The following is a 20434-nucleotide window of genomic DNA, read 5'->3' as shown; positions in this document are numbered from 1 at the left end:
TGGTGGGGCGCCCCCCCCTGCCGGGGGGGGCCGCCCCCCGGTTGGGGGGCCGCGTGTCCCGCGGGGGGGGTGGCGGGGGGGGGGCGGCGGGGGGGGGGGGGGGGGGGGCCCCCCGGCCCCCCCCCCCCCCCTCCCGCTTGTTTGCTAGCGTGGGCGACGCCCGACGAGACGCGCCGTACCGGGATGACGCAGGCAAAGACGACGCACCCCCGTTCTCCGTCTACGTCAGTCTCCCGGAGGTGCTCACCGTGGCGTGGGTCCTGCTCGTTCTCGCCGGTCTGCTCGAGGTCGCCTGGTCGGTCGGCATGAAGTACACCGACGGCTTCACCCGTCTCGTCCCCAGCCTGTTCACCGGCGCCGGCATCGTCGCCAGCATGCTGTTGCTGTCGTACGCCACCCGCTCGCTGCCCATCGGCACCGCCTACGGCGTGTGGGTGGGGATCGGGGCGGCCGGTGCGGCGGTGCTCGGCATGGTGGTGCTGGGTGAGCCGGCGACCGCCGCCCGGATCTTCTTCGTGTGTCTGCTGCTGGTCGCCGTGGTGGGGCTCAAGGCGACCTCGGGCCACTAGACCTCCGGCCACTGGACCTCGGGCCACCAGACCTCAGGCCACCAGACCTCAGGCCACGCGACCTCCGGCCCCTAGGGGCCGGTGCCTCCGGGTGCGCCCGGTGTGCCGCCGCCGGCGGTGGCGGCGCCGCCGTCCGTGGCCGTGCCGCCGTCGGCGGTCGTCTCCCCGGTCGCGCCGCCGTCGGAGGTGTCGCCGGTCGCCCCGCCGTCGGAGGTGTTCCCGGTGGCGCCGTCGCTGGTGGCGCCACTGGTGGCGGTGCCACCGGTCGCCGTGCCCTGGCTCGCCCCGCCGCCCGTCGTCGGGCCGCCGCTGGTGGTGGTGCCGCCGCCGGTGCTGGGGGTGCTGTCGCTGGGCCGGTTCGTGGCCGGGTCTTCCTGCGTGTTCGGCGAGGACTGGGCCTGTGAGGGCTGGGCCGGCGGGGCGACCGACTCCAGGGAGCCCTCCTCGACGTCGAGGTCGAAGTCCCGGACGGGGGTGCCCTTGAGGGCCTCCTTGGTGTACTGCGCCCAGATCTGCGTGGGCGCGCCGCCGCCGTTGATGCGGTCCAGGCCCATCACGCCGTAGAGCGACTTGTGGGCGGCGGTGACCGGGTCCTGGCCCATCACGGAGACGACCGTGGCGAGGTCGGGGGTGTAGCCGGCGAACCAGGCGGCGGTGTCCTCCTCGGCGGTGCCGGTCTTGCCGGCGGCGGGGCGGTCCGCCTTGAGGGCCTTGGTGGCGGTGCCGTTCTCGACGACGCTGCGCAGGACGGAGGTGGTGGTGTCGGCGGCCTCGCGGGAGACGGCCTGGCTGGTCTTGCGCTTCGGCACGTCGACGTCGGTGCCGCCCCTCTGCACCTTCTCGATCATCGTGTACGGGCCGTGCTTGCCGTGGTTGGCGAGCGTCGCGTAGGCCTCCGCCATGTCCAGGACGCTGGCGGTGGCGACGCCCAGCGCGACCGACGGGTACGGCTGGAGTTCGGGGGTGTCGGCGGGCAGGCCCAGGTCGAGGGCGGTCCGCTTGACCTTGGCGGGGCCGACGTCCACGGCCATCTGCGCGTACACGGAGTTGACGGACTTGTCGGTGGCCTCGCGCACGGTGATGTCGCCGTAGTCGCCGTCGTCCTCGTTCTCGGGGCTGTAGGCGCCGCCGCTCCAGCCCTGGACGGGGCGCTTGTTGCTGCCGTCGTAGATCGTGTTCGGGGTGATGCGCCGGCCGTCCTGGGTGGAGGAGTCGTTCTCGACGGCCGAGGTGAACACGAACGGCTTGAAGGTGGAGCCGACCTGGAAGTCCCGGCGGGTGGCGTTGTTGGTGTACTGCTTGACGTAGTCGATGCCGCCGTACATGGCGACGACCTTGCCGGTCTTCGGGTCGACGGAGGCGCCGCCGGCGCGGACGTAGCCGTCGACCTTGCGCTTGTTCTTGTCCAGCTTGGACATCAGCTGGTCGTTGACGGCGTCGACGAAGGCGTCCTGCTTCTTCTTCTGCAGGGTGGTGGTGATGCGGTAGCCGCCGGTGTCGAGGGACTTCTCGTCGACGATCCCGCCGCGGATCAGCTCGTCCTTGATGGCGCGCACGAGGTAGCCGCGCTGCCCTGACATGCCGGTGTCGGCGCCGGAGGTCTCCTTGGGCGCGGGGAACTTCATGCCGGTGCGCTCGGACGGGGGGAGCCAGCCCTTGTCGACCATGCCGTCGAGGACGTAGTTCCAGCGGGACTCGGCGGCCTTCTGGTTCTCGGGGTGGGCGGTCACGTCGTACTGGCTGGGCGCGTTGACCAGGGCGGCGAGGTAGGCGCCCTGGCCGGCGGTGAGCTCGGAGGCGTCGATGCCGTAGTAGGCCTGGGCGGCGGCCTGGATGCCGTAGGCGTTGCGGCCGAAGAAGCTGGTGTTGAGGTAGCCCTCGAGGATCTCGTCCTTGGAGGTCTCGCGGTCCAGCTTGATGGCGATGAAGAACTCCTTCACCTTGCGGGTGACGGTCTGTTCCTGGGCGAGGTAGTAGTTCTTCACGTACTGCTGGGTGATGGTGGAGCCGGACTGCTTGCCCTTGCCGAGTGCGGTGTTCCAGCCGGCGCGCAGCATCGCCTTGGGGTCGACGGCGGACTCGGTGTAGAAGTCGCGGTCCTCGGCGGCCAGTATGGCGTGCTGGGCCGGCTTGGAGATCTGCGCGAGGGTGACGTTCTCGCGGTTGACCTCGCCGTCGCGGGCGATCTCGGTGCCGTCCGCGTAGAGGTACACGTTGCTCTGTTTCATGGCGAGGGCGTTGGCGGGCGGGATCTTCACCATGGAGTAGCCGAGGAAGAACAGGGCGGCCAGGACCATCGTGCAGATGACGAAGGCGCCGAGCACCATCCGCCAGGTGGGCAGCAGCCGGCGCAAGCCGGTGCGCTTGGGCCGCTTGGGCTTCTTCCCCTCCGTCGGCGGTCCGGGCTCTGCCGCCTCGGGCTCTGCGGGGGCCGCCCAGCCCTCGGTCGGCTTCTGCGGCTGCGGATCGTCGCTCATGTGTTGCTCGGACTCCTGTGTCGCGTCGTACGTTTTCCGTACGCCTCGTGCGCGTTCTGCGCCCCCTGTTGAAGACTCTCGCACCAACCGTTCCGTTCCCGGCAATCGGCACGCGTTGTGCGGCCGGTCGGCGGTGCGGCGTCTGTCGCCGCGTCATGCCGGAAAACCCCTGGCACGTCGTCGTGTCCGCGCACTAGGCTCCTGCGCTTCGGTGTCGGCGGGCCGGGCGGGCGGGCCCGGGTGGGGGAAGGAACGGGTGCCGTGGGTGCGGTGCGGTTGTACGCGGCCGTGGCAGCGGGCGGTTTCAGACGGTACGCGACGTACCGGACGGCCACGGCCGCGGGGGTGTTCACCAACACCGTCTTCGGGCTGATCCTGGTGTACACGTATCTGGCGCTGTGGGACGAGCGGCCGCAGCTCGGCGGCTACGACCAGGCGCAGGCCGTCACGTTCGTGTGGCTGGGCCAGGCGCTGTACGCGACGCTGGCGATCCAGGGCGGCGGTTTCGAGACCGAGTTCATGGAGCGGGTGCGCACCGGGGACGTGGCGGTCGACCTGTACCGGCCGGCGGACCTTCAGCTGTGGTGGCTGGCGAACGACCTGGGGCGGGCGCTGTTCCAGCTGCTGGGGCGCGGGGTGGTGCCGTTCGCTTTCGGCGCGCTGGTGTTCCCCACCGCGCTTCCGGCCGACCCGGCGCTCTGGGCGGCCTTCCTGGTGGCGGTGCTGCTGGCGATGGTGGTGAGTTTCGCCATCCGCTATCTGGTGGCGCTGAGCGGTTTCTGGCTGCTGGACGGCACGGGCGCGCTCCAGGCGCTGATGGTCACGGGGGTCTTCTGTTCGGGCATGACGCTGCCGTTGAACGCCGTGCCGGGGCCGTTGGGGGAGGTCGTGCGGGTGCTGCCGTGGGCGGCGCAGCTGCAGATGCCGGCCGATGTGCTCATGGGGGAGGCCCACTGGGCGCACGCCTTCGCGTTCCAGGCGGCGTGGGCGGTGGCGCTGCTGGCGGCGGGGCGTGCGGTGCAGGCGGCGGCGACGCGACGGGTGGTGGTCCAGGGTGGGTGAGGCGGGCGGGGTGCCGGGGCAGGGCGGTGCGGGCCGGGGCCTCAGCGCCGGCCGGGGGCCGGGTGAGGCGGGCCGGGGCTTCCACGACAGCCGGGGGCCGGGTGAGAAGGGCCGGGGTTTCCACGACAGCCCGGGACCCGGTGAGAAGGGCCGCGGCTTCTACGACGGCCGGGAGCCGGGCGCGGGCGGCCGGGTGCTCGAAGGGCTGCGCGCCTACCGGCTGATCGCCGGGATGTGGGTGCGCTCCACGCTCGCCTACCGGGCGTCGTTCGTGATGACGGTGCTCGGCGGGCTGCTGGTGACCGGGCTCGACTTCGTGGCGATCCTGTTGATGTTCTCGCAGGTCGACGTCCTGGGCGGCTACGCGCTGCCCGAGGTCGCCCTGCTGTACGGCCTGTCGGCGACCAGCTTCGGCTGCGCCGAGCTGGCGATCGGCTCGGCGTCCCGGCTGGGCGCGCGGGTGCGTGACGGCACGCTCGACACGCTGCTGGTGCGGCCGGCGCCGGTGCTGGCCCAGGTCGCCGCGGACCGGTTCGCGCCGCGCCGGGTCGCCCGGATCGTCCAGGGTGCGCTGGTGCTGGGCTGGGCGCTGGCCGCCCTGGACGTCCGGTGGACGCTCGTCAAGGTGCTGCTGGTGCCGGTGATGCTGGTGTGCGGCGCGGTGATCTTCTCGGCGGTGAACGTGGCGGGCGCGGCCTTCCAGTTCCTCGCGCGGGACGCGGCGGAGGTGCAGGCGGCGTTCACGTTCGGCGGTCAGACGCTGCTGCAGTACCCGCCGACGGTGTTCGGCAGGGAGCTGGTGCGCGGGGTGACGTTCGTGTTGCCGCTGGCGTTCGTCAACTGGGTCCCCGCCGCTTACCTGTTGGGGCGGCCGTATCCGCTGGGGCTGCCGGAAGGGGCCGCGTTCGCGCCGCCGTTGGTGGCGGTCGTGTGCTGCGTGCTCGCGGGGCTGGCCTGGCGGGCGGGGCTGCGGTCGTATCGGAGCACGGGAAGTTGAGGAGGCCCATGGACGGGGCGGAGCCGGTGGGTTCGGCGTTCATCGAGGTGGACCGGGTCGAGAAGGTCTTCGACGTGCGCAAGAGGACGGGCCTGCTGAAGCGGGAGCTGCGGCGGGTGCGGGCGGTCGACTCGATCTCCTTCACCGTGGCGCGCGGCGAGATGGTCGGCTACATCGGGCCGAACGGCGCGGGGAAGTCGACGACGATCAAGATGCTGACCGGGATCCTGGTGCCGAGCGGGGGCCGGGTGCGGGTGGCGGGCATCGACCCGTCGCGTGAACGCGCCCGGCTCACCCACCGCATGGGGGTGGTGTTCGGGCAGCGGACCACGCTGTGGTGGGACCTGCCACTCATCGACTCCTACCGGCTCGCGCACCGCATGTACCGCATCCCGCAGGCCCGTTACCGCGAGAACCTCGACCGGCTGGTCGAACTCCTGGGCTTGGGGGAGCTGTTGGACGTGCCCGTGCGGCAGCTGTCGCTCGGGCAGCGGATGCGCGGCGACATCGCGGCGGCCCTGCTGCACGACCCGGAGGTGCTCTACCTCGACGAGCCGACGATCGGCCTCGACGTCGTGTCCAAGGCCAGGGTCCGCGAGTTCCTGCGGGAGCTGAACGCCGAGCGCGGCACGACGGTCCTGCTCACCACCCATGACCTCCAGGACATCGAGCAGTTGTGCTCCCGGGTGATGGTCATCGACCACGGGCGGATGATGTACGACGGTCCGCTCGCCGGGCTGCACGAGGCGGGGGAGAGCGAACGGTTGCTGGTGGTCGACCTGGAGCGGGAGCTGCCGCCGATCGACGCGCCGCCGCCGGCCCGGGTCGTACGGGTGGACGGGCCGCGGCAGTGGCTGGCGTTCCCGGCGTCGCAGTCGGCGGCGCCGCTGGTGGCGGCGGTCGCGGCCCGGTACCCGCTGGTGGACCTGTCGGTGCGGGAGCCGGACATCGAGGCGGTGATCGCCGAGATGCTGCACCGTACGACGCCCGGCGCGATCGCGTAGTGCCCGCCGCCGGGAACTCGTAGGCTGCTGCCCATGACCGAGGATGCCCCGGAGTTGCGCGCTTCCGACGCCGATCGTGAACGAGTCGCCGAGGTCCTGCGGGACGCCCTCGCCGAAGGGCGCCTCGACATGGGGGAGTTCGAGGAGCGGCTGGACGCCGCGTACCGGGCGCGGACGTACGGCGAGCTCGCTCCGATCACCCGCGATCTCCCCGCGGCGGGAGGCGCCGCCCCGGTGTCGATGAGCAAGGCGCCCGCACAGTCGGGGAGTTGGGGCGGGCGGATCGTCGGCGGCGAGGGAACGGCGAGGTGGGCCGTCGCGGTGATGTCCGGGTTCCAGCGCAGGGGGCGGTGGACGGTCCCGCGGCGCTTCAACACCGTCGCCTTCTGGGGCGGGGGCGAGATCGACCTCCGTGAGGCGGACTTCGCGGCCGGGGAGGTCGTCCTCAACTGCGTGGCGATCATGGGCGGAATCAGCGTCGTCGTGCCGCCGGGCGTGGAGGTCGTGGTGCGGGGCCTGGGCGTCATGGGCGGCTTCGACCACGGCGAGGACGGCGTGCCGGCGGAGCGGGGCGCACCGCGGGTGATCGTGACGGGCTTCGCGTTCTGGGGCGGCGTGGGGATCGAGCGCAAGCGACGCAAGGGGAGCAAGGCGGGCGGGGCGAACGGCGAGCGGCTGGAGGGCGGGGACGGCCGGCGGGAGCTCGACGAAGGGCGACGGGACGGCCGGCGGCACTGGGAGCACTGACCCGCCGCCTGGCCCGCCCGCGTCGCAGCTGCCGCCTGGCCCGCCCGAGTCGCAGCTGCCGCCTGGCCCGCCCGAGTCACAGCCGGGGGCCGGTGCCCGCGTCACAGCCGGGGGCCGGTGCCCGTGTCACAGCCGGGCAGGCGCCCGCGTCACAGCCGGCCCGGAGCCGTCGCCTTCAGCTGCGCCAACTCGACGGCCTGCGCCATCCGCCGGTAGCCGAGGTCGCTGGGGTGGAGGTGGTCCCCCGAGTCGTACTCCGGCCGCAGCTGACGGGGGTCGTAAGGGTCGTGCAGCGCCTGGTCGACGTCGACGACCTCGTCGAAGACGGACCCCGACCGGATCTCCGCGTTGACCCGCAGCCGGGTCGCCTCCCGCGCGTCCGAGTAGGAGTGGTGGCCCCGGAAGGGCATCAGGGTGGCGCCGACGGCCTTGACGCCGTGGGCGTGGGCGCGGCTCACCAGCGTGCGCAGCCCGGCGAGGATCGCGTCGGCGTCGCCGCCCGCCGGGTGGCGCAGGATGTCGTTGACCCCGAGGTCGATCACGACGGCCTTGACGTGCGGACGGCCGAGGACGTCCCGCGCGAACCGCTTGATCCCGCTCGCGTTGCCCGCCGTCCCGCCGCCGTCGGCGAGGACCCGGTTGCTGCTGATGCCCGCGTTGACGACGCCGTAGCGCGGCGTGTCCCGGCCGTGGGAGGCGGCGGCGCGCAGCCGCTCGGACAGCACGTCGGGATAGCGGCGGTCGGCGTTCGGGGTGGAGGTGACGCCGTCGGTGAGGGAGTCCCCGAAGGCGACGACGGTTCCGTCGGCCTCGTGGCTGAGCACGTCCAGGGCGGTGAGGTAGCGCCAGGAGCCGATCTGGCCGGTGTAGACGTCCCCCGCGGTGTCCCCGGTGTGCTCGCCGACGGCGACGTAGCTGGTCCTGCGGGCGTACGGGTGGTAGGTGACCGGTCCTGACGAGGCCGGCGTGTAGGTGCTGACCAGCACGTCGCAGTCCCCGGGGATGGCGAGGGCGACGGCGTCGCTGACGGCCTGCCCGCCCGCCGGGACGACGACCGAGCCGCGCCCGCCGAAGGTGAGCCGGCGCAGGGTGCCGTCGGCCGCCGCCGGGCCGCCGTCGTCGTCGTCCGCGACGGCGAGGGTGGCGGCGGTGACGCGCAGCGGCAGGGTGCCGTAGAGATTGGACAGCGTGATGCGGGCACTCGTGCCGGAGACGCTGGTGTGGACGACGTTGCGCACCGTGCGGCCCGCCGTGCCGGTCGCCCGGGTGCCCGGCTCGCCGGCCACGGGGGCGGCGGCCCAGGTGCCGACCCAGACCCCGGCGGGGGCGGCGGCGCCGTGCGGTGAGCGGACCGCGCCAGGGGAGTCGCCGTGACGGCCGTCGGCGGCGTCGACGCTCAGGAAGACGACGGCGGAGACGGAAACGATCACGGCGAGGAGGGCGGCCGGCAGGGCGATGTGCCGGGTGGCGGACATGCGGTGGTGAATCTCCTCGGGCGGGGGAGCGCCGAGGCTCCCGACGGCATACGGGAGATCGCCGTCGAACTCCCCGACAGACAGACGAAGGGAACTCCTGTTCCGTTCCGGGAGTCGGTCAGGAAGGGAGAATGTCCATGTGTGGGACGTGGGGGACCGGAACGGGTGGAGCGGATGGACCGTACGCAGACGCATACACAGACGCAAGCCGGAGCGGACGAGCGGCCGGGAGCCGGTGAGGCGGCGGCCGCCGGAGCGGCCGGGCGCGCGGGCACGGCACGCGCCATGACCGTCTTCAGCGCCGCCGACGAGGAGCGCCGCCGCGGCGTGCGCCGGATGAAGATCACCGCGACGGGCCTGCTGCTGTTCGTCGCCGTGGTGTACGTCCTCGCCGAACTCGCCGCACACCACGGCGCCGGCGCCTGGGCCGGATACGTGGCGGCCGCGGCCGAGGCCGGCATGGTCGGCGCGCTCGCCGACTGGTTCGCCGTCACCGCCCTCTTCCGCCGCCCGCTGGGCCTGCCCATCCCGCACACGGCGATCATCCCCACCAAGAAGGACCAGCTCGGCATCTCCCTCGGCGAGTTCGTCGGCGAGAACTTCCTCTCCGAGGACGTCGTACGGCAGCGGCTGCGCGCCGTCGGCATCGGCAGCCGGCTGGGCGCCTGGCTGGCGGAGCCGGGCAACTCCGACCGGGTGACGGCGGAGCTGGCGACCGCGCTGCGCGGCGCGCTGACCGTGCTGCGCGACTCCGACGTGCAGGCGGTGGTCGGCGAGGCGATCACCCGCCGCGCCGACGCCCGGGAGATCGCCCCCGGCATGGGCAAGATGCTGGAGAAGATCGTCGCCGACGGCGGTCACCGCCGCGCCGTCGACCTGGTGGTCTCGCGCGCGCACGACTGGCTGGTCCTGCACGCCGACTCCGTGATGGACGCGGTTCAGGGGGGCGCTCCCGGCTGGACCCCGCGGTTCGTCGACAAGAAGGTCGGCGAACGCGTCTACAAGGAGCTGCTCCGGTTCTGCACGGAGATGCGTGACATGCCGTCCCACCCGGCCCGCGGCGCCCTGGACCGCTTCCTCAGCGACTTCGCCTCCGACCTCCAGACCGACGGCGACACACGCGCGCGTGTGGAACGGCTCAAGGGCGAGGTGCTCGGGCGCGGCGAGGTCCAGGACCTCATCGCGTCGGCCTGGACCGCCGTACGGTCCATGATCGTCGCCGCGGCGGAGGACGAACGCAGCGAACTCAGGCTGCGCGTCCGCGCCTCGCTGCTCTCCCTGGGCAGCCGGATGGCCCATGAGCCGAAGGTCCAGGAGAAGGTGGACAGCTGGGTGGAGGGCGCGGCGGTGCACGTCGTGACCACGTACCGCCGCGAGATCACCTCCCTGATCACCGACACGGTCGCGGGCTGGGACGCCGAACACACCACCCGCAAGATCGAGGCCCACATCGGCCGGGACCTCCAGTTCATCCGCATCAACGGCACGGTGGTCGGTTCACTGGCGGGCCTGGTGATCTACGCGGTGGCGAGGGGACTGGGGGCGTAAGGGACGGTGCTTGAAGGCGCCGGGTGGCTGTCTCAGCCCGTCTGGGGGTGCCCCCTCCGGGGGAGTTTGAGGACGAGGCCCGTTCAGGGCCGAGCGGGGGCCTGGGGGCGGCAGCCCCCAGCAACGCCGGCAGAAACACCGAGCACGTCAAAAGCGGAGGGCACCTCACCTGACCCCACCCGGCCTAAAGCGGCAGCGCCAGGGCACTCGTGCCGAGGTCCGCTCGACGATGGAGGGAGCCCATGACCACCGCAGAGGCCAAGACCGGCCGAACCATCACCACCGACATCCCCGCCAGACTCGACCGCCTGCCCTGGTCCCGCTGGCACTGGACGGTCGTCATCGGCCTCGGCACCGTATGGATCCTCGACGGCCTGGAGGTCACGGTCGTCGGCAACATCGCGAGCCGCCTGTCCGAGCCGGGCAGCGGTCTGCCGATCTCCTCCGGCCAGGTCACGGGCATCGCCGCCGCCCTGTACGTCGCGGGCGCCTGCCTCGGCGCGCTGTTCTGGGGCCGGCTGACCGACCGCTGGGGCCGCAAAAAACTTTTCATGATCACCCTCGCGGTGTACCTCGTGGCGACGGCCCTTACCGCGGTCTCCTTCGACACCTGGTGGTTCCTGCTCTTCCGCTTCCTGACCGGCTTCGGCATCGGCGGCGAGTACGCGGCGATCAACTCGGCGATCGACGAGCTGATCCCGGCGGAGTACCGGGGCCGCGTGGACCTGATGATCAACGGCAGCTTCTGGCTGGGCGCGGTCGGCGGTTCGCTGCTGTCGATCGTCGCGCTGAACACGGACCTGTTCGCGGCGAACGTCGGCTGGCGCCTGACCTTCGCGCTGGGCGCCGTACTCTCCCTGGTCATCCTGCTCGTACGGCGGCACGTCCCGGAGAGTCCGCGCTGGCTGCTGATCCACGGGCGGGACGACGAGGCCGAGCGGATCGTCTCCTCCATCGAACGGCGGGTCGAGGAGGAGAAGGGCGAGCCGCTGCCGGCGGCCGAGGGCGAGCTGACCATCCACCAGCGCCGCAGCGTGTCCTTCGTGGAGATCGCCCGCACGGTGTTCTCCGACTACCGCCGGCGCTCGATCCTCGGCTTCTCCCTCTTCATCGGCCAGGCGTTCCTCTACAACGCGATCACCTTCGGCTTCGGCGCGATCCTGACCACGTTCTTCGACGTGCCGACCGGTGACACCGGCTACTACTTCGCCGTCATCGCGCTCGGCAACTTCTTCGGCCCGATCCTGCTGGGCAAGCTGTTCGACACGGTCGGCCGCCGGGTGATGATCTCGTCGACGTACCTGCTGTCCGGGCTGCTCCTGTTCGGCACGGCCTGGCTGTTCGACCAGGGCTCGCTGAGCGCGTCCACGCTGACGGCGTGCTGGTGCGCGGTGCTGTTCTTCGCCTCGGCGGGCGCCTCCAGCGCCTACCTCACGGTCTCCGAGGTCTTCCCGATGGAGACCCGGGCGATGTCCATCGCCTTCTTCTACGCCCTCGGCACCGCCGCGGGCGGCATCAGCGGCCCCCTGCTGTTCGCCGACCTCACCGGCACGGGCCACGTCGGCGATACGGTCCTCGCGTTCCAGATCGGCGCGGGCCTGATGTGCGCGGCGGGCCTCGTCGCCGCCTTCCTGGCGGTCAGCGCGGAACGCCGCTCGCTGGAGGACGTCGCCCAGCCGCTGACGGCGGCGGCGTCGGCGGACGGCACGAAGGCGAACGCGTAGACGAGCGCGGCGCCTCCCCGAGGGGGCCTGAACCGCTGCGGTTCAGGCCCCTGTGGTGGACCCCGGCCGGACGATCATCAGTACCGTCACCGTGGCCCACAGCAGGTTGAACGCCCCGGTGAACATGGCGAGCCGCACGGTCGTCCCGCGGTTGCCGCCGCCCTCCAGGAGCACCTCCTGCCGGGGCAGCACCAGGACGACGAGGACGATGGCGGCCAGCACGGTCAGCGCCGCCGACACGATCAGCCAGGCGTCGCCCATGACCCCCATCACGCTCGCCGTGGCGAACCCGAGCACGGGAACGGCGATGCCGAGACCGGCGTAGACCCGGCAGATCCGGTGCAGCAACCGGACGGTCCCGGCCGCCCCCACGTCGTCGGGCGCGAGCAGGGCGCGGCGCGCCGCGGGCGGGAACATGCTGGCCGCGACGGTGACGGGGCCGACCGCGACGATCGCGGCGAGGACGTGGAGAGCGAGCAGGAACTTGGTCACGGGCCGACGGTAGGCGGGCGGCGGACCCGGCAGAAGTGGCGGAAATGCCAGAGGCCACCGGATTCTCGCCAGGGGGAGTTGGGGGAGCCGGAGGAGCCGGAGTGCCCTCACTCCGCGAGGGGGGCCGGGCCGCCCCCGGGTTGCCGCCGGCCCACGCTCTACGCTCTGGCCATGCACACCGTCGCCGTACTGGCCCTCGACGGGGTCGTCCCGTTCGATCTGTCCGTCCCGGTCGACGCCTTCGGCTGGGTGCGGCTGCCCGACGGCCGGGAGGCGTACCGGGTGCGGGTCTGCTCCCCGTACCCGTCGGGGGAGGTCGGCGCGGGACCGTTCACCGTGCGGACGCCGTACGGCCTCGAGGCCCTCGCTCAGGCGGACACGATCGTCCTGCCAGGCGTCGAGGAGCCGCCCGACCCGCTGCCGGACGGCGTCGCCGAGGCGCTGCGCGAGGCCGCGGCGAACGGCACACGCATCGCCTCCATCTGCGTGGGCGCGTTCCTCTTCGCCGCCACCGGCCTGCTCGACGGTCTGCGCGCCACCACCCACTGGTTCGCGGCGCGGGAACTGGCCGAGCGCTACCCGAAGGTGACGGTCGACCCGGACGTCCTGTACGTCGACAACGGCCAGTTCCTCACCTCGGCCGGCGCCGCGGCGGCGCTGGACATGTGCCTGCACATGATCCGCAGGGACCACGGCTCGGCGGTCGCGGCCCAGGCCGCCCGCATGTGCGTCATGCCGCTCGAACGGGAGGGCGGCCAGGCCCAGTTCATCGTCCACGACATGCCGCCGACGCCCGCCGGGGCCACGCTCGAACCCGTGCTGCGGTGGCTGGAGGAGCATTGCGACCGCGACCTCACCCTCGACGAGATCGCGTCCCACGCGGGCATGAGCACCCGCACCCTGAACCGCCGCTTCCGCGAACAGACCGGGACGACGCCCCTGCAATGGCTGCACCGGGCCCGGATCCGGCGGGCCCAGCACCTGCTGGAGACGACGGCCCACGCGGTCGAACGCATCGCCGCTCAGGCGGGGTTCGGCTCGCCGACCGCCTTCCGCGAACGGTTCCGCCGCGTCGTCGGAACGAGCCCCCAGGGCTACCGCAAGGCGTTCCGCGCGGAGCGGCCGGTGGCCTGACGGGAGCATGATCCCGCGGCCGGTCGATGATCGGCTAGGGTGACGGGCCGTGGCACGTGCGAACACGTGAACCATGGCTCGTACTCGGGGGAGACGACTTGTTGAACAGCGACCGCAGGCGCACGTCCGTCGCGCCGCGCTCCGTGCGCAACCCGTTCGGCCTCGCCGCGGCCGTCACCCGCGACTCCCGCTCCGACCGCATCCAGGACGACGTCGTCCAGCGCCTCCGCTCCGGCCGTACCGCGGTCGGCGTGGTCGCCACGGTGTGGATGCTCGCGGCGTACCCGCTCGCGCAGAGCGGCGAGGACATCCTGCTGGGCAAGCTGGTGGACGTGCTGGCCGGCTGCGCGATCACCTTCGTCGCCGGCCTGGTCTGCCTGAGCGTCTTCATCGGCGCGGCCCGCCCTCCGCTGCGCCGCCTCTACGTCAGACGCCTCACCGGCCCCGGCTCCGCGCTCGGCGCCATCCTCGGCTGTGCGGCGCTGGCCGCCGGCGTGGCGATGCTGCTGCCCAGGCTGACGCGAGGGGAGATCATCCCCTGGGCCGACGCCCGGTCCGCCGGCATACTCGTCTGGCTCCTGTGCCTGCTGCTGTTCCTCGTGCTGCTGCTCGGCGGCCTGATCGTGGTGGTCGTCGCCGCGCTCTTCACCCTGGGTGCGGTGGTGTACGCCCTCAACTCCTGCTTCCGCGTGGGCGACGTGCACGAACTGCTGCCGGCGCTGATCTCCCCGTTCCTCGTCTGGGCGCTGTTCGTGCTGAGCCTCTTCGACGGCCCCGACGTCGCCGCCCCGCCGCTGGTCCTCTACACCTTCCTGCTCGGCGGCCCGCTGTCGGTGACGCTGCTGTCGGTGTGGGAGATACGGCGACTGAACCGGCGGTACGGCGTGACGTTCCGCTCGGCGCTGGGCCGGGAGCGGGACGCAGCGCCCGAGCCGGTGGGGATCCCGGCGCAGGCCCCGCCCCCGGCGTTCGGGGAGCCGTCCCCGTACGCCGCCTACCCGCCACAGCCGACGTACCCGCCGTACTCCTCGTAAGACGGGCGTCAGCGTAAGACGGGCGTCAGCGCAGGTCATGGGGCGCGGGGCCGGCGTGTCCCGCCTCAGCCGCGCCGGTCCGCCACGACCCAGGACGCCAGCGCGACGGCTCCGGCGACACCGAACACCGACGGCCAGGCGCCCACCTTCTTGGCCAGCGGGTGCGACCCGGCGAAGGCGGCGACGTACGCGACGCTCAGCGCCCCCGCGGCCTTCCCGCCGGCCCGCTGCCGCCACTGCTGCGCGGCGGCGGCCCCCGCGGCGGCCAGCACGACACCGCCGAGCGGCCGCTTCTTCGTCCACCGGGCCACCCCGTACCCGCCGACGAGCCCACCCGCGGCGATCACCGCACCGGGAACCCGGGCACCAGAACTCTCAGCCATGACCTCACGCCTCCGACGCTGTAGTAGTCACCGCGAGGCTAGCTCCCTGACGAGCCGCCACACCGAACATGAGCCCAGGCTTGTCAACTTTCCTCCTCCGAGCTATATAAGTACCCGTAGGGCATCGCACCGACATCATTGAAGAGAGGAGTGGACTGTGATGCTCATGCGAACCGACCCGTTCCGCGATCTCGACCGGCTCGCGCAGCAGGTCCTGGGGGCCACGACCAACCGCCCCGCCGCGATGGCGATGGACGCCTACCGTTCGGGTGACGACTTCCTCGTCCATTTCGACCTCCCGGGCATCGACCCGGAGACCATCGAGCTGGACGTCGAACGCAACGTCCTCAGCGTCCGCGCCGAACGCCGTTCCCCCGCCCCCGAGGGCGCGGAACTCATCGTCGCCGAGCGCCCGACGGGCGTCTGCACCCGCCAGCTGTTCCTGGGCGACACCCTCGACACGGAGCGCATCGACGCCTCCTACGAGTCCGGTGTCCTGACCCTGCGCATCCCGGTGGCCGAGCAGGCCAAGCCCCGCCGCATCCAGATCACGGGCGGCGACACGGGCCGCAGGCAGCTGAACAGCTGACACCCACCGAGGCGCGTCCCGCACCCCCGGGCGCCCTGGCCGGACCCCCTTACGACCCCCGGCCCCCAGGGCTGCAGGACGCGCCTCCCCCGCCCGCACCCCCGAACGGAGAGCGCACCCCACAGCCACCATGACGATGACGCCGACGAACACCCGCCCGACCCCCGCACGACAGCCGACAAGAACGCTGATCCCGTCCCCGGTCCTGCCGCACGTCAGGCGAACGCCCCCTCAACCCCGCGTCACCTGGGCGAACTTGATCGAAGCGGTCCGTGAGGCGGGCCGCTGTCCGACGACCGCGGAAGCCGAGCACATCACCCGAGTCGTACTCGCCGCCCTGGGAAGCCAGATCACCGGCGACGAACGAGTGGCCCTGGCCCACGCGCTCCCGAGAAGGGCGGCGGCCCTGATCGCATCCGAACCCCCCGCCCGACACCCCTCGCCGGCAGCGGAGTTCGTCGAATCCCTCACCGCACACCTGGAGGGAGCGACCCCGGCCACGGCCCGCTGGCACGCCGGCTCGGTCCTCAGCGCCCTCCCACCCCTCCTGGGCACCCCCCTGACCACCCGCCTCCTCTCCCAACTCCCCCCGGGCTACGCCCTCCTCTTCGGCGTAGCAGAACTGACCCCCCACCCCTGACCCAACCGACACCATGGCGGCTCCGCCGGCCCACAACCCACCGGCGGAGCCGCCGACAACGACCGTCACGCAGCCCAAGACGCCCTGACCCGAGCCGTGGAACTGCCTACCCAGCGGCGATCGCGGAGTACGTCCACACGTCAGCCGGGAGTTCATGCTTCAGGCGCCACGTGATCGCCATCGGCTTGCTGCCCGTGTGCTGCTGGTAGATGGCGGGGCCGAGCAGCATCCAGGGGTGTGACTTGCCGATGTCGGTGTTCCGGTAGCGGCGGACGAAGAGCAGGACGTGGCTGCCCTGCTCTTCGTGCTGCTGATACCGGCGGCCGGTTGGTGAGGTCTCGGCTGTCGCGTTCTGCGACTCCCAGTGGAAGAGGGTGGGGCTCAGGGCGTAGTCCTTGTAGCGGACCGTGGGAGAGAAGTCCTTCTCGTTCTTTTCCAACGTGATGAGGAGGGCGTCGGTCTTTATCTCCTCTACCCACTGGACGCCTTGAGCGAAAGAGCGAGGCATCTGGCCGCCCAACCGCGCCACACCGAGCGCGGACAGGATCTCGGAGCGGTTGTACGAGCTGTGGACCTTGAGAGGGATGTCCCGGTGGCTGTCCGGTAGGGGAAGGGGGAAGTGGTCGGCCTGCTCCAAGACATGGGAGAGGACCTGACGCAGCTCGTCGCGGAAGACCTCCTGGCCGCGGAGGGAAGCGAGGCCCTCCTGGTAGCTCGTGAAACCACCGGCGTTGTCCCACAGGTTGAAGAACAGCATGCGGGCGTAGGTCTGGTCGGTGGGGCCCAGCGTCTCGTACGGCGGAGCATCGTCGCTCAGGAGGCGGAGGTAGGCCTTGGCCCGGTCCGGATCGTCGACGTGAAGGAAGGCGTGGACCCGCTTGAGAAGCGCTGCTTCCCCGGACGGCTCAATGTCCTTGACGACGCCTGCCCGCCGAAGCACGCTCGTCCACGAGTTGTCGCTCTTGTAGAGCTCCTTGATCTCGCGCCGGCTCTCGCGGAGGTAGTCGGCCAGGCGCAGTGTGTCGTACGCCCTCACCTCGTTGACCAGCGTCTTGACGGTGGCCCCGAGCTGGGTGCGGATGTTGTCGAGCACGAGGTCCTTGGACTTGCCTTCCAGGATGATCTGGCATCCGGAGGGCAGCTGCGGGAAGTCATGCTCGATGTGGTCGACGAGTCGGTTGCGAGAGAGGTTGGTCAGAGCGCGGAACTGTTCTTCGAAGCGGAACTCCGCCCGGTGCTGGCCGATGAAGTCCAGCACGGTGAGCACCGGCTTGGTCTCTGTGCGGCGCAGCCCGCGGCCAAGCTGCTGAAGGAAGACGGTCGCGCTGTTCGTGGGGCGCAGGAGCAGCAGCGTATCGACGTCGGGGATGTCGAGGCCCTCATTGAAGAGGTCCACGGAGAAGATGACCTGCAGTTTGCCGTCGCGCAGGTCGGCAAGCGCCTGGGCGCGCTCTCCGGCCGGTGAGTCGCTGTCCAGAGCCACGGCCTGGAAGCCGACCTGACGGAAGAAGTCGGCCATGAAGTGAGCATGTGCCTTGGTCACACAGAACCCCAGGGCTTTCATTGCTCCGGGGTTGGACACCTTGTCTCGGATCTGCTTGAGCACGATACGGGCGCGTGCCTGGTTGCCCGTATAGAGGTTCCCGAGCTCGGATTCCGCGTAACTGCCCTTGGTCCATCCAAGGTTCGTCAGATCTGTGCCATCGGGGATGCCGAAGTAGTGGAAGGGGCACAGGAGGTCGTTCTCGAGGGCTTCCCACAGCCGCATCTCCGCTGCGATACGGCCGTCGAAGAACTCGTCCTGGACATTGAGCCCGTCCATCCGCTCAGGCGTGGCGGTGAGGCCCAGTAGTTGCTTCGGCTGGAAGTGATCTATGACGCGCCGGTAGGTGGCGGCGGTGGCGTGGTGGAACTCGTCGATGACGATGATGTCGAAGTGGTCAGGGTCTAGCTGCTCCAAGCGCCGTACGTTGAGGGACTGGACGCTGGCGAAGACGTGGTCCCAAGCCTGCGGTTCTTGACCGCCGTGTAGCAGCTCGCCGAAGGAAGCGTCATCAAGGACCTCCCGGTACGTCCGCAGGGACTGTCGAAGGATCTCCTTGCGGTGGGCCACGAACAGCAGTCGCGGTTGTTTGACGCCGAGGTCCTTGGCCAGCCCTCGGTAGTCCAAAGCCGCCATGACGGTCTTGCCGGTGCCTGTGGCCGCGACGAGCAGGTTGCGGTCGCGGCCTCGTATCTCACGCTCGACCCGCAGACGCTCGAGCATGTCGCGCTGGTGGGGGAACGGGCGTACTTCCAGACCCGAGAGGTTGATCTTCAGGTCCGAGGCGGACGCATTGCCGCTTGCCTGGGCGAGGGCCTGATCAAGGCGTTCGCTGTGCTGATCCGGGTCGTACGGTTCGAATGCGATGTCGTTCCAGTAGGCATCGAAGGTCGCCTCGAACTTGCCGAGCACGGCGGGTGTGGCGATCGACGACAGGCGCACATTCCACTCGAGCCCGTCCAGCAGCGCGGCCTTCGACAGGTTGGAACTGCCGACGTAGGCGGTGTCGAAGCCGCTGTTGCGACGAAACAGCCATGCCTTCGCGTGCAGACGCGTGGAACGGAGCTCGTAGTTGACCTTGACCTCGGCGCCGAAGTCGCGGACGAGTCGATCGAGAGCGTGGCGGTCGGTGGCTCCGATGTAGGTCGTCGTGATGACTCGGATCGGTACGTTGCGTTCCTTCGCGGCGCGTAGTGAGTCCTCCAGGACGCGGATGCCGTACCACTTCACGAAGGCGCAGAGCAGATCGATCCTGTCGGCGGTCGCCAGTTCTGCTCGCAGTTCGGCGCCCAGGCTCGGGTCTTCCGGAGAGTTCGTGATGAGCGAAGTCTCGGAAAGTGGTGTGAGAGGGCGCATGGCGTACACGCCGGGGGCTTCCTGTTCGGCGAGAGCCAGGAGCTGGCGGGGCCCTTCGACGAGGGCACTCGCTGCCTCCGTGTAGGGGTCGCCGGGCGTTGCCAGGGACTGCAGGATGCGGTTGGCCGCGGCGACCCGCTGAGCGGGCGGCAACTGACTCAGTTTGCGTCCGACGGCCTCACCGACGTGGCGAGCAAGAACGTGAGGAGACGACTCGGGGCTCACCTCGGCGTCGATGGCCTTCCAGCCTGCCGCCTCGAACTCTTCGAGCTCGGCGTGTACGTCGTGCGTGATCAGCTTCTCGTAGACGCCTGCGATCGGCTGCGACCGCCCCCCGGATACCGCCACAGTCTGCCCCCTGCTCCCCGTAGTCCCTGCGCACGATCACTCCGTGCCGGCGTGTGTCTGTTGTAACAGCAGCCACTGACAAGTGGGGCTTAGGGGAGAGGTAACCGCTGGTAGGGGAGCCGGTGGGCCGCCCGGAGTGGGCCGGGCGGTACGAGGGCGTAGCCGCGTTGGGTGGACGGGACGTCAGGCGTCGCCCCCGTGGCAAGTCGCGTACGTCTTCCCCGAGCCGCACCAGCAGGACGCGCCCCTTTCCGGGGGCCAGGACGCCGCTCGGCCCCGGGCTGCCAGGGTGGTGGCGTACTGGGGGAGGAGGGTCGTGTCGGTGGGGGAGGAGAGTTCCGAGGCGGCGAAGGCCTCGTAGGACGGGACCGTGCCCGTGACGATGCCCAGGTTGGGGGTGCCGGAGGCCGACAGCTCGCGGAGGGAGGCCTCTATCGTCGCGAGGTGGTCGGAGTGGGAGGGGTACTCCTCGGACAGCGACGGGTACGCCGACAGCAGTTCCGCCAGTTCGCCGGCAGGCCAGTGCAGGACCGCCACCGGGAACGGGCGGGACAGGGCCTCCCGGTAGGCGCCCAGTTCCGCGCGCAGGCGGAAGATCTCCGCCTGCAGCTCCAGCGGGTTGTCCGAGCCCAGGGACCACACCCGCTTGGGGTCGTGGAGTTCGTCCAGGGAGACCGGGGACGAGTGGAGGGTGTCGGCCAGGGTGTCCCACTCGTCGTGGGCCGCGCCCAGCATGCGGCGCACCCGGTGGCGGCCGAAGAGGAGGGGGTGCGTGGAGTGCGGGGGCTCCGGTACGTCCGTCAGCAGCAGCCGCGCCGCCTCCGTGAACGTCTTCTCCGCCGCCTCCAGCTCGTCGTGCGCCTCCAGGGACTCCGCGACGATCACCCACGGGGCGGCGTCGCGCGGGGCCGTCGCCCGGATTCCGTCGATGATCGCGCGGGCCTCGGCCTCGTGGCCGTACTCCCACAGGTTCGACGCCTTGAGCGCTCTGATCAGGTGCGGCTCGTCCAGCGGGGCCCCGGAGGACAGCAGGCGGTCGTAGAGCGCGGTCGCGGCGGGGCGGTCGCCGGAGAGTTCCAGGTGGGCCGCGGCCTGCAGCAGCAGGGCCTCGGCGTCCTCCGGGTACAGGCCGGCGGTCCGCTCCAGGCGTGCCGCTTCGGCGGTGTGGTCGACGTTCTCGGCAGGCGTGTCGGGGCGCATGACCGACACCGTACTGCCCGCCGCTGACAAAGGTGAGACCCGCAGGCCAGGCAGTCGCCGGGCGGTGATCGGGGGTGATCGGGCGGTCGGGCCGCCCCCAGGGCGCGCGTGG

General features: G+C 71.4%; 17 protein-coding genes and 1 riboswitch. Of the genes, 11 read left to right on the top strand and 6 right to left on the bottom strand.

Going from position 1 to position 20434, the window contains the following annotated elements; all coding sequences use genetic code 11:
• The first annotated feature begins 136 nt into the window (after positions 1–136).
• Positions 137–208: riboswitch (guanidine-III (ykkC-III) riboswitch) on the top strand.
• 40 nt (positions 209–248) lie between these two features.
• Positions 249–569, top strand: a complete 321-nt coding sequence (gene sugE / locus ACFYXA_RS29790) for a quaternary ammonium compound efflux SMR transporter SugE (protein WP_351337637.1) — start codon at positions 249–251, stop codon at positions 567–569.
• A 71-nt stretch (positions 570–640) separates the two neighbouring features.
• Here the strand turns inward: sugE and ACFYXA_RS29785 are convergent, their stop codons facing one another.
• Positions 641–3046: a transglycosylase domain-containing protein gene (locus ACFYXA_RS29785; RefSeq protein WP_389038664.1), complete on the bottom strand. Its 2406-nt coding sequence runs from the start codon at positions 3044–3046 to the stop codon at positions 641–643.
• A 261-nt stretch (positions 3047–3307) separates the two neighbouring features.
• On the opposite strand from ACFYXA_RS29785, the gene ACFYXA_RS29780 reads away from it, so the two are divergent.
• From ACFYXA_RS29780 to ACFYXA_RS29765, 4 genes are all read left to right on the top strand, one after another.
• Positions 3308–4108 carry an ABC transporter permease gene (locus ACFYXA_RS29780; RefSeq protein ID WP_389038661.1) on the top strand — a complete coding sequence of 267 codons (801 nt, stop codon included), beginning with the start codon at positions 3308–3310 and terminating at the stop codon, positions 4106–4108.
• A 232-nt stretch (positions 4109–4340) separates the two neighbouring features.
• A complete protein-coding gene (locus ACFYXA_RS29775) occupies positions 4341–5105 on the top strand; it encodes an ABC transporter permease (protein ID WP_352251482.1) in 765 nt (254 codons plus the stop codon).
• Positions 5106–5113: 8 nt separating this feature from the next.
• Positions 5114–6109 carry an ATP-binding cassette domain-containing protein gene (locus ACFYXA_RS29770; protein ID WP_389038658.1) on the top strand — a complete coding sequence of 332 codons (996 nt, stop codon included), beginning with the start codon at positions 5114–5116 and terminating at the stop codon, positions 6107–6109.
• Between the two features lie 33 nt (positions 6110–6142).
• Positions 6143–6856: a DUF1707 domain-containing protein gene (locus ACFYXA_RS29765; RefSeq protein WP_389038654.1), complete on the top strand. Its 714-nt coding sequence runs from the start codon at positions 6143–6145 to the stop codon at positions 6854–6856.
• 149 nt (positions 6857–7005) lie between these two features.
• Here ACFYXA_RS29765 and ACFYXA_RS29760 read toward each other — a convergent pair whose 3' ends face one another.
• Positions 7006–8331, bottom strand: coding sequence for an SGNH/GDSL hydrolase family protein (locus tag ACFYXA_RS29760; protein WP_389038651.1), 1326 nt, complete (start codon positions 8329–8331; stop codon positions 7006–7008).
• A gap of 174 nt (positions 8332–8505) precedes the next feature.
• Here ACFYXA_RS29760 and ACFYXA_RS29755 point away from each other — a divergent pair, with 174 nt between their 5' ends.
• Together ACFYXA_RS29755 and ACFYXA_RS29750 are read left to right on the top strand one after the other, a co-directional pair.
• Positions 8506–9879 carry a DUF445 domain-containing protein gene (locus ACFYXA_RS29755; protein WP_389038648.1) on the top strand — a complete coding sequence of 458 codons (1374 nt, stop codon included), beginning with the start codon at positions 8506–8508 and terminating at the stop codon, positions 9877–9879.
• Positions 9880–10121: 242 nt separating this feature from the next.
• On the top strand, positions 10122–11603 hold the full coding sequence (locus tag ACFYXA_RS29750; protein ID WP_352251459.1) for an MFS transporter: 1482 nt from the start codon (positions 10122–10124) through the stop codon (positions 11601–11603).
• Positions 11604–11645: 42 nt separating this feature from the next.
• Here the strand turns inward: ACFYXA_RS29750 and ACFYXA_RS29745 are convergent, their stop codons facing one another.
• A complete protein-coding gene (locus ACFYXA_RS29745; RefSeq protein WP_352251457.1) occupies positions 11646–12095 on the bottom strand; it encodes a hypothetical protein in 450 nt (149 codons plus the stop codon).
• 171 nt (positions 12096–12266) lie between these two features.
• Here ACFYXA_RS29745 and ACFYXA_RS29740 point away from each other — a divergent pair, with 171 nt between their 5' ends.
• Positions 12267–13229 (top strand): GlxA family transcriptional regulator, encoded by a 963-nt coding sequence (locus ACFYXA_RS29740; protein ID WP_389038643.1) that lies wholly within the window; start codon positions 12267–12269, stop codon positions 13227–13229.
• Positions 13230–13327: 98 nt separating this feature from the next.
• Positions 13328–14263, top strand: a complete 936-nt coding sequence (locus tag ACFYXA_RS29735) for a hypothetical protein (protein ID WP_389038640.1) — start codon at positions 13328–13330, stop codon at positions 14261–14263.
• Between the two features lie 65 nt (positions 14264–14328).
• Here the strand turns inward: ACFYXA_RS29735 and ACFYXA_RS29730 are convergent, their stop codons facing one another.
• Entirely contained in the window at positions 14329–14646 is a 318-nt protein-coding gene (locus ACFYXA_RS29730) for a hypothetical protein (protein ID WP_352251451.1), read from the bottom strand.
• A gap of 160 nt (positions 14647–14806) precedes the next feature.
• Between ACFYXA_RS29730 and ACFYXA_RS29725 the strand changes: the two genes are divergently transcribed.
• Together ACFYXA_RS29725 and ACFYXA_RS29720 are read left to right on the top strand one after the other, a co-directional pair.
• Positions 14807–15235 carry an Hsp20/alpha crystallin family protein gene (locus tag ACFYXA_RS29725; protein WP_130436581.1) on the top strand — a complete coding sequence of 143 codons (429 nt, stop codon included), beginning with the start codon at positions 14807–14809 and terminating at the stop codon, positions 15233–15235.
• Positions 15236–15491: 256 nt separating this feature from the next.
• Positions 15492–15875, top strand: coding sequence for a DUF2267 domain-containing protein (locus ACFYXA_RS29720; RefSeq protein ID WP_389038636.1), 384 nt, complete (start codon positions 15492–15494; stop codon positions 15873–15875).
• Positions 15876–15981: 106 nt separating this feature from the next.
• Here the strand turns inward: ACFYXA_RS29720 and ACFYXA_RS29715 are convergent, their stop codons facing one another.
• Both ACFYXA_RS29715 and ACFYXA_RS29710 read right to left on the bottom strand, forming a co-directional pair.
• Positions 15982–19122 (bottom strand): DUF3427 domain-containing protein, encoded by a 3141-nt coding sequence (locus ACFYXA_RS29715; protein WP_389038633.1) that lies wholly within the window; start codon positions 19120–19122, stop codon positions 15982–15984.
• A 183-nt stretch (positions 19123–19305) separates the two neighbouring features.
• Positions 19306–20322, bottom strand: coding sequence for an SEC-C domain-containing protein (locus ACFYXA_RS29710; RefSeq protein WP_389038630.1), 1017 nt, complete (start codon positions 20320–20322; stop codon positions 19306–19308).
• Between the last annotated feature and the right edge of the window lie 112 nt (positions 20323–20434).

Origin of the sequence: Streptomyces sp. NPDC002566 (assembly GCF_042889585.1) — a bacterium.
Lineage (GTDB): Bacteria > Actinomycetota > Actinomycetes > Streptomycetales > Streptomycetaceae > Streptomyces.
Note: the sequence above shows the minus strand (reverse complement) of the source record. Positions and strands in the feature narration are given on the sequence as shown.

Bases quoted from the DNA above. Each gene is read 5' to 3' on its own strand.
- ACFYXA_RS29725 (WP_130436581.1), top strand. From the start codon at position 14,807: ATGCTCATGCGAACCGACCCGTTCCGCGATCTCGACCGGCTCGCGCAG.
- ACFYXA_RS29765 (WP_389038654.1), top strand. From the start codon at position 6,143: ATGACCGAGGATGCCCCGGAGTTGCGCGCTTCCGACGCCGATCGTGAA.
- ACFYXA_RS29755 (WP_389038648.1), top strand. From the start codon at position 8,506: ATGGACCGTACGCAGACGCATACACAGACGCAAGCCGGAGCGGACGAG.
- ACFYXA_RS29740 (WP_389038643.1), top strand. From the start codon at position 12,267: ATGCACACCGTCGCCGTACTGGCCCTCGACGGGGTCGTCCCGTTCGAT.
- ACFYXA_RS29750 (WP_352251459.1), top strand. From the start codon at position 10,122: ATGACCACCGCAGAGGCCAAGACCGGCCGAACCATCACCACCGACATC.
- ACFYXA_RS29785 (WP_389038664.1), bottom strand. From the start codon at position 3,046: ATGAGCGACGATCCGCAGCCGCAGAAGCCGACCGAGGGCTGGGCGGCC.
- ACFYXA_RS29730 (WP_352251451.1), bottom strand. From the start codon at position 14,646: ATGGCTGAGAGTTCTGGTGCCCGGGTTCCCGGTGCGGTGATCGCCGCG.
- ACFYXA_RS29760 (WP_389038651.1), bottom strand. From the start codon at position 8,331: ATGTCCGCCACCCGGCACATCGCCCTGCCGGCCGCCCTCCTCGCCGTG.
- ACFYXA_RS29770 (WP_389038658.1), top strand. From the start codon at position 5,114: ATGGACGGGGCGGAGCCGGTGGGTTCGGCGTTCATCGAGGTGGACCGG.
- ACFYXA_RS29710 (WP_389038630.1), bottom strand. From the start codon at position 20,322: ATGCGCCCCGACACGCCTGCCGAGAACGTCGACCACACCGCCGAAGCG.
- ACFYXA_RS29775 (WP_352251482.1), top strand. From the start codon at position 4,341: ATGTGGGTGCGCTCCACGCTCGCCTACCGGGCGTCGTTCGTGATGACG.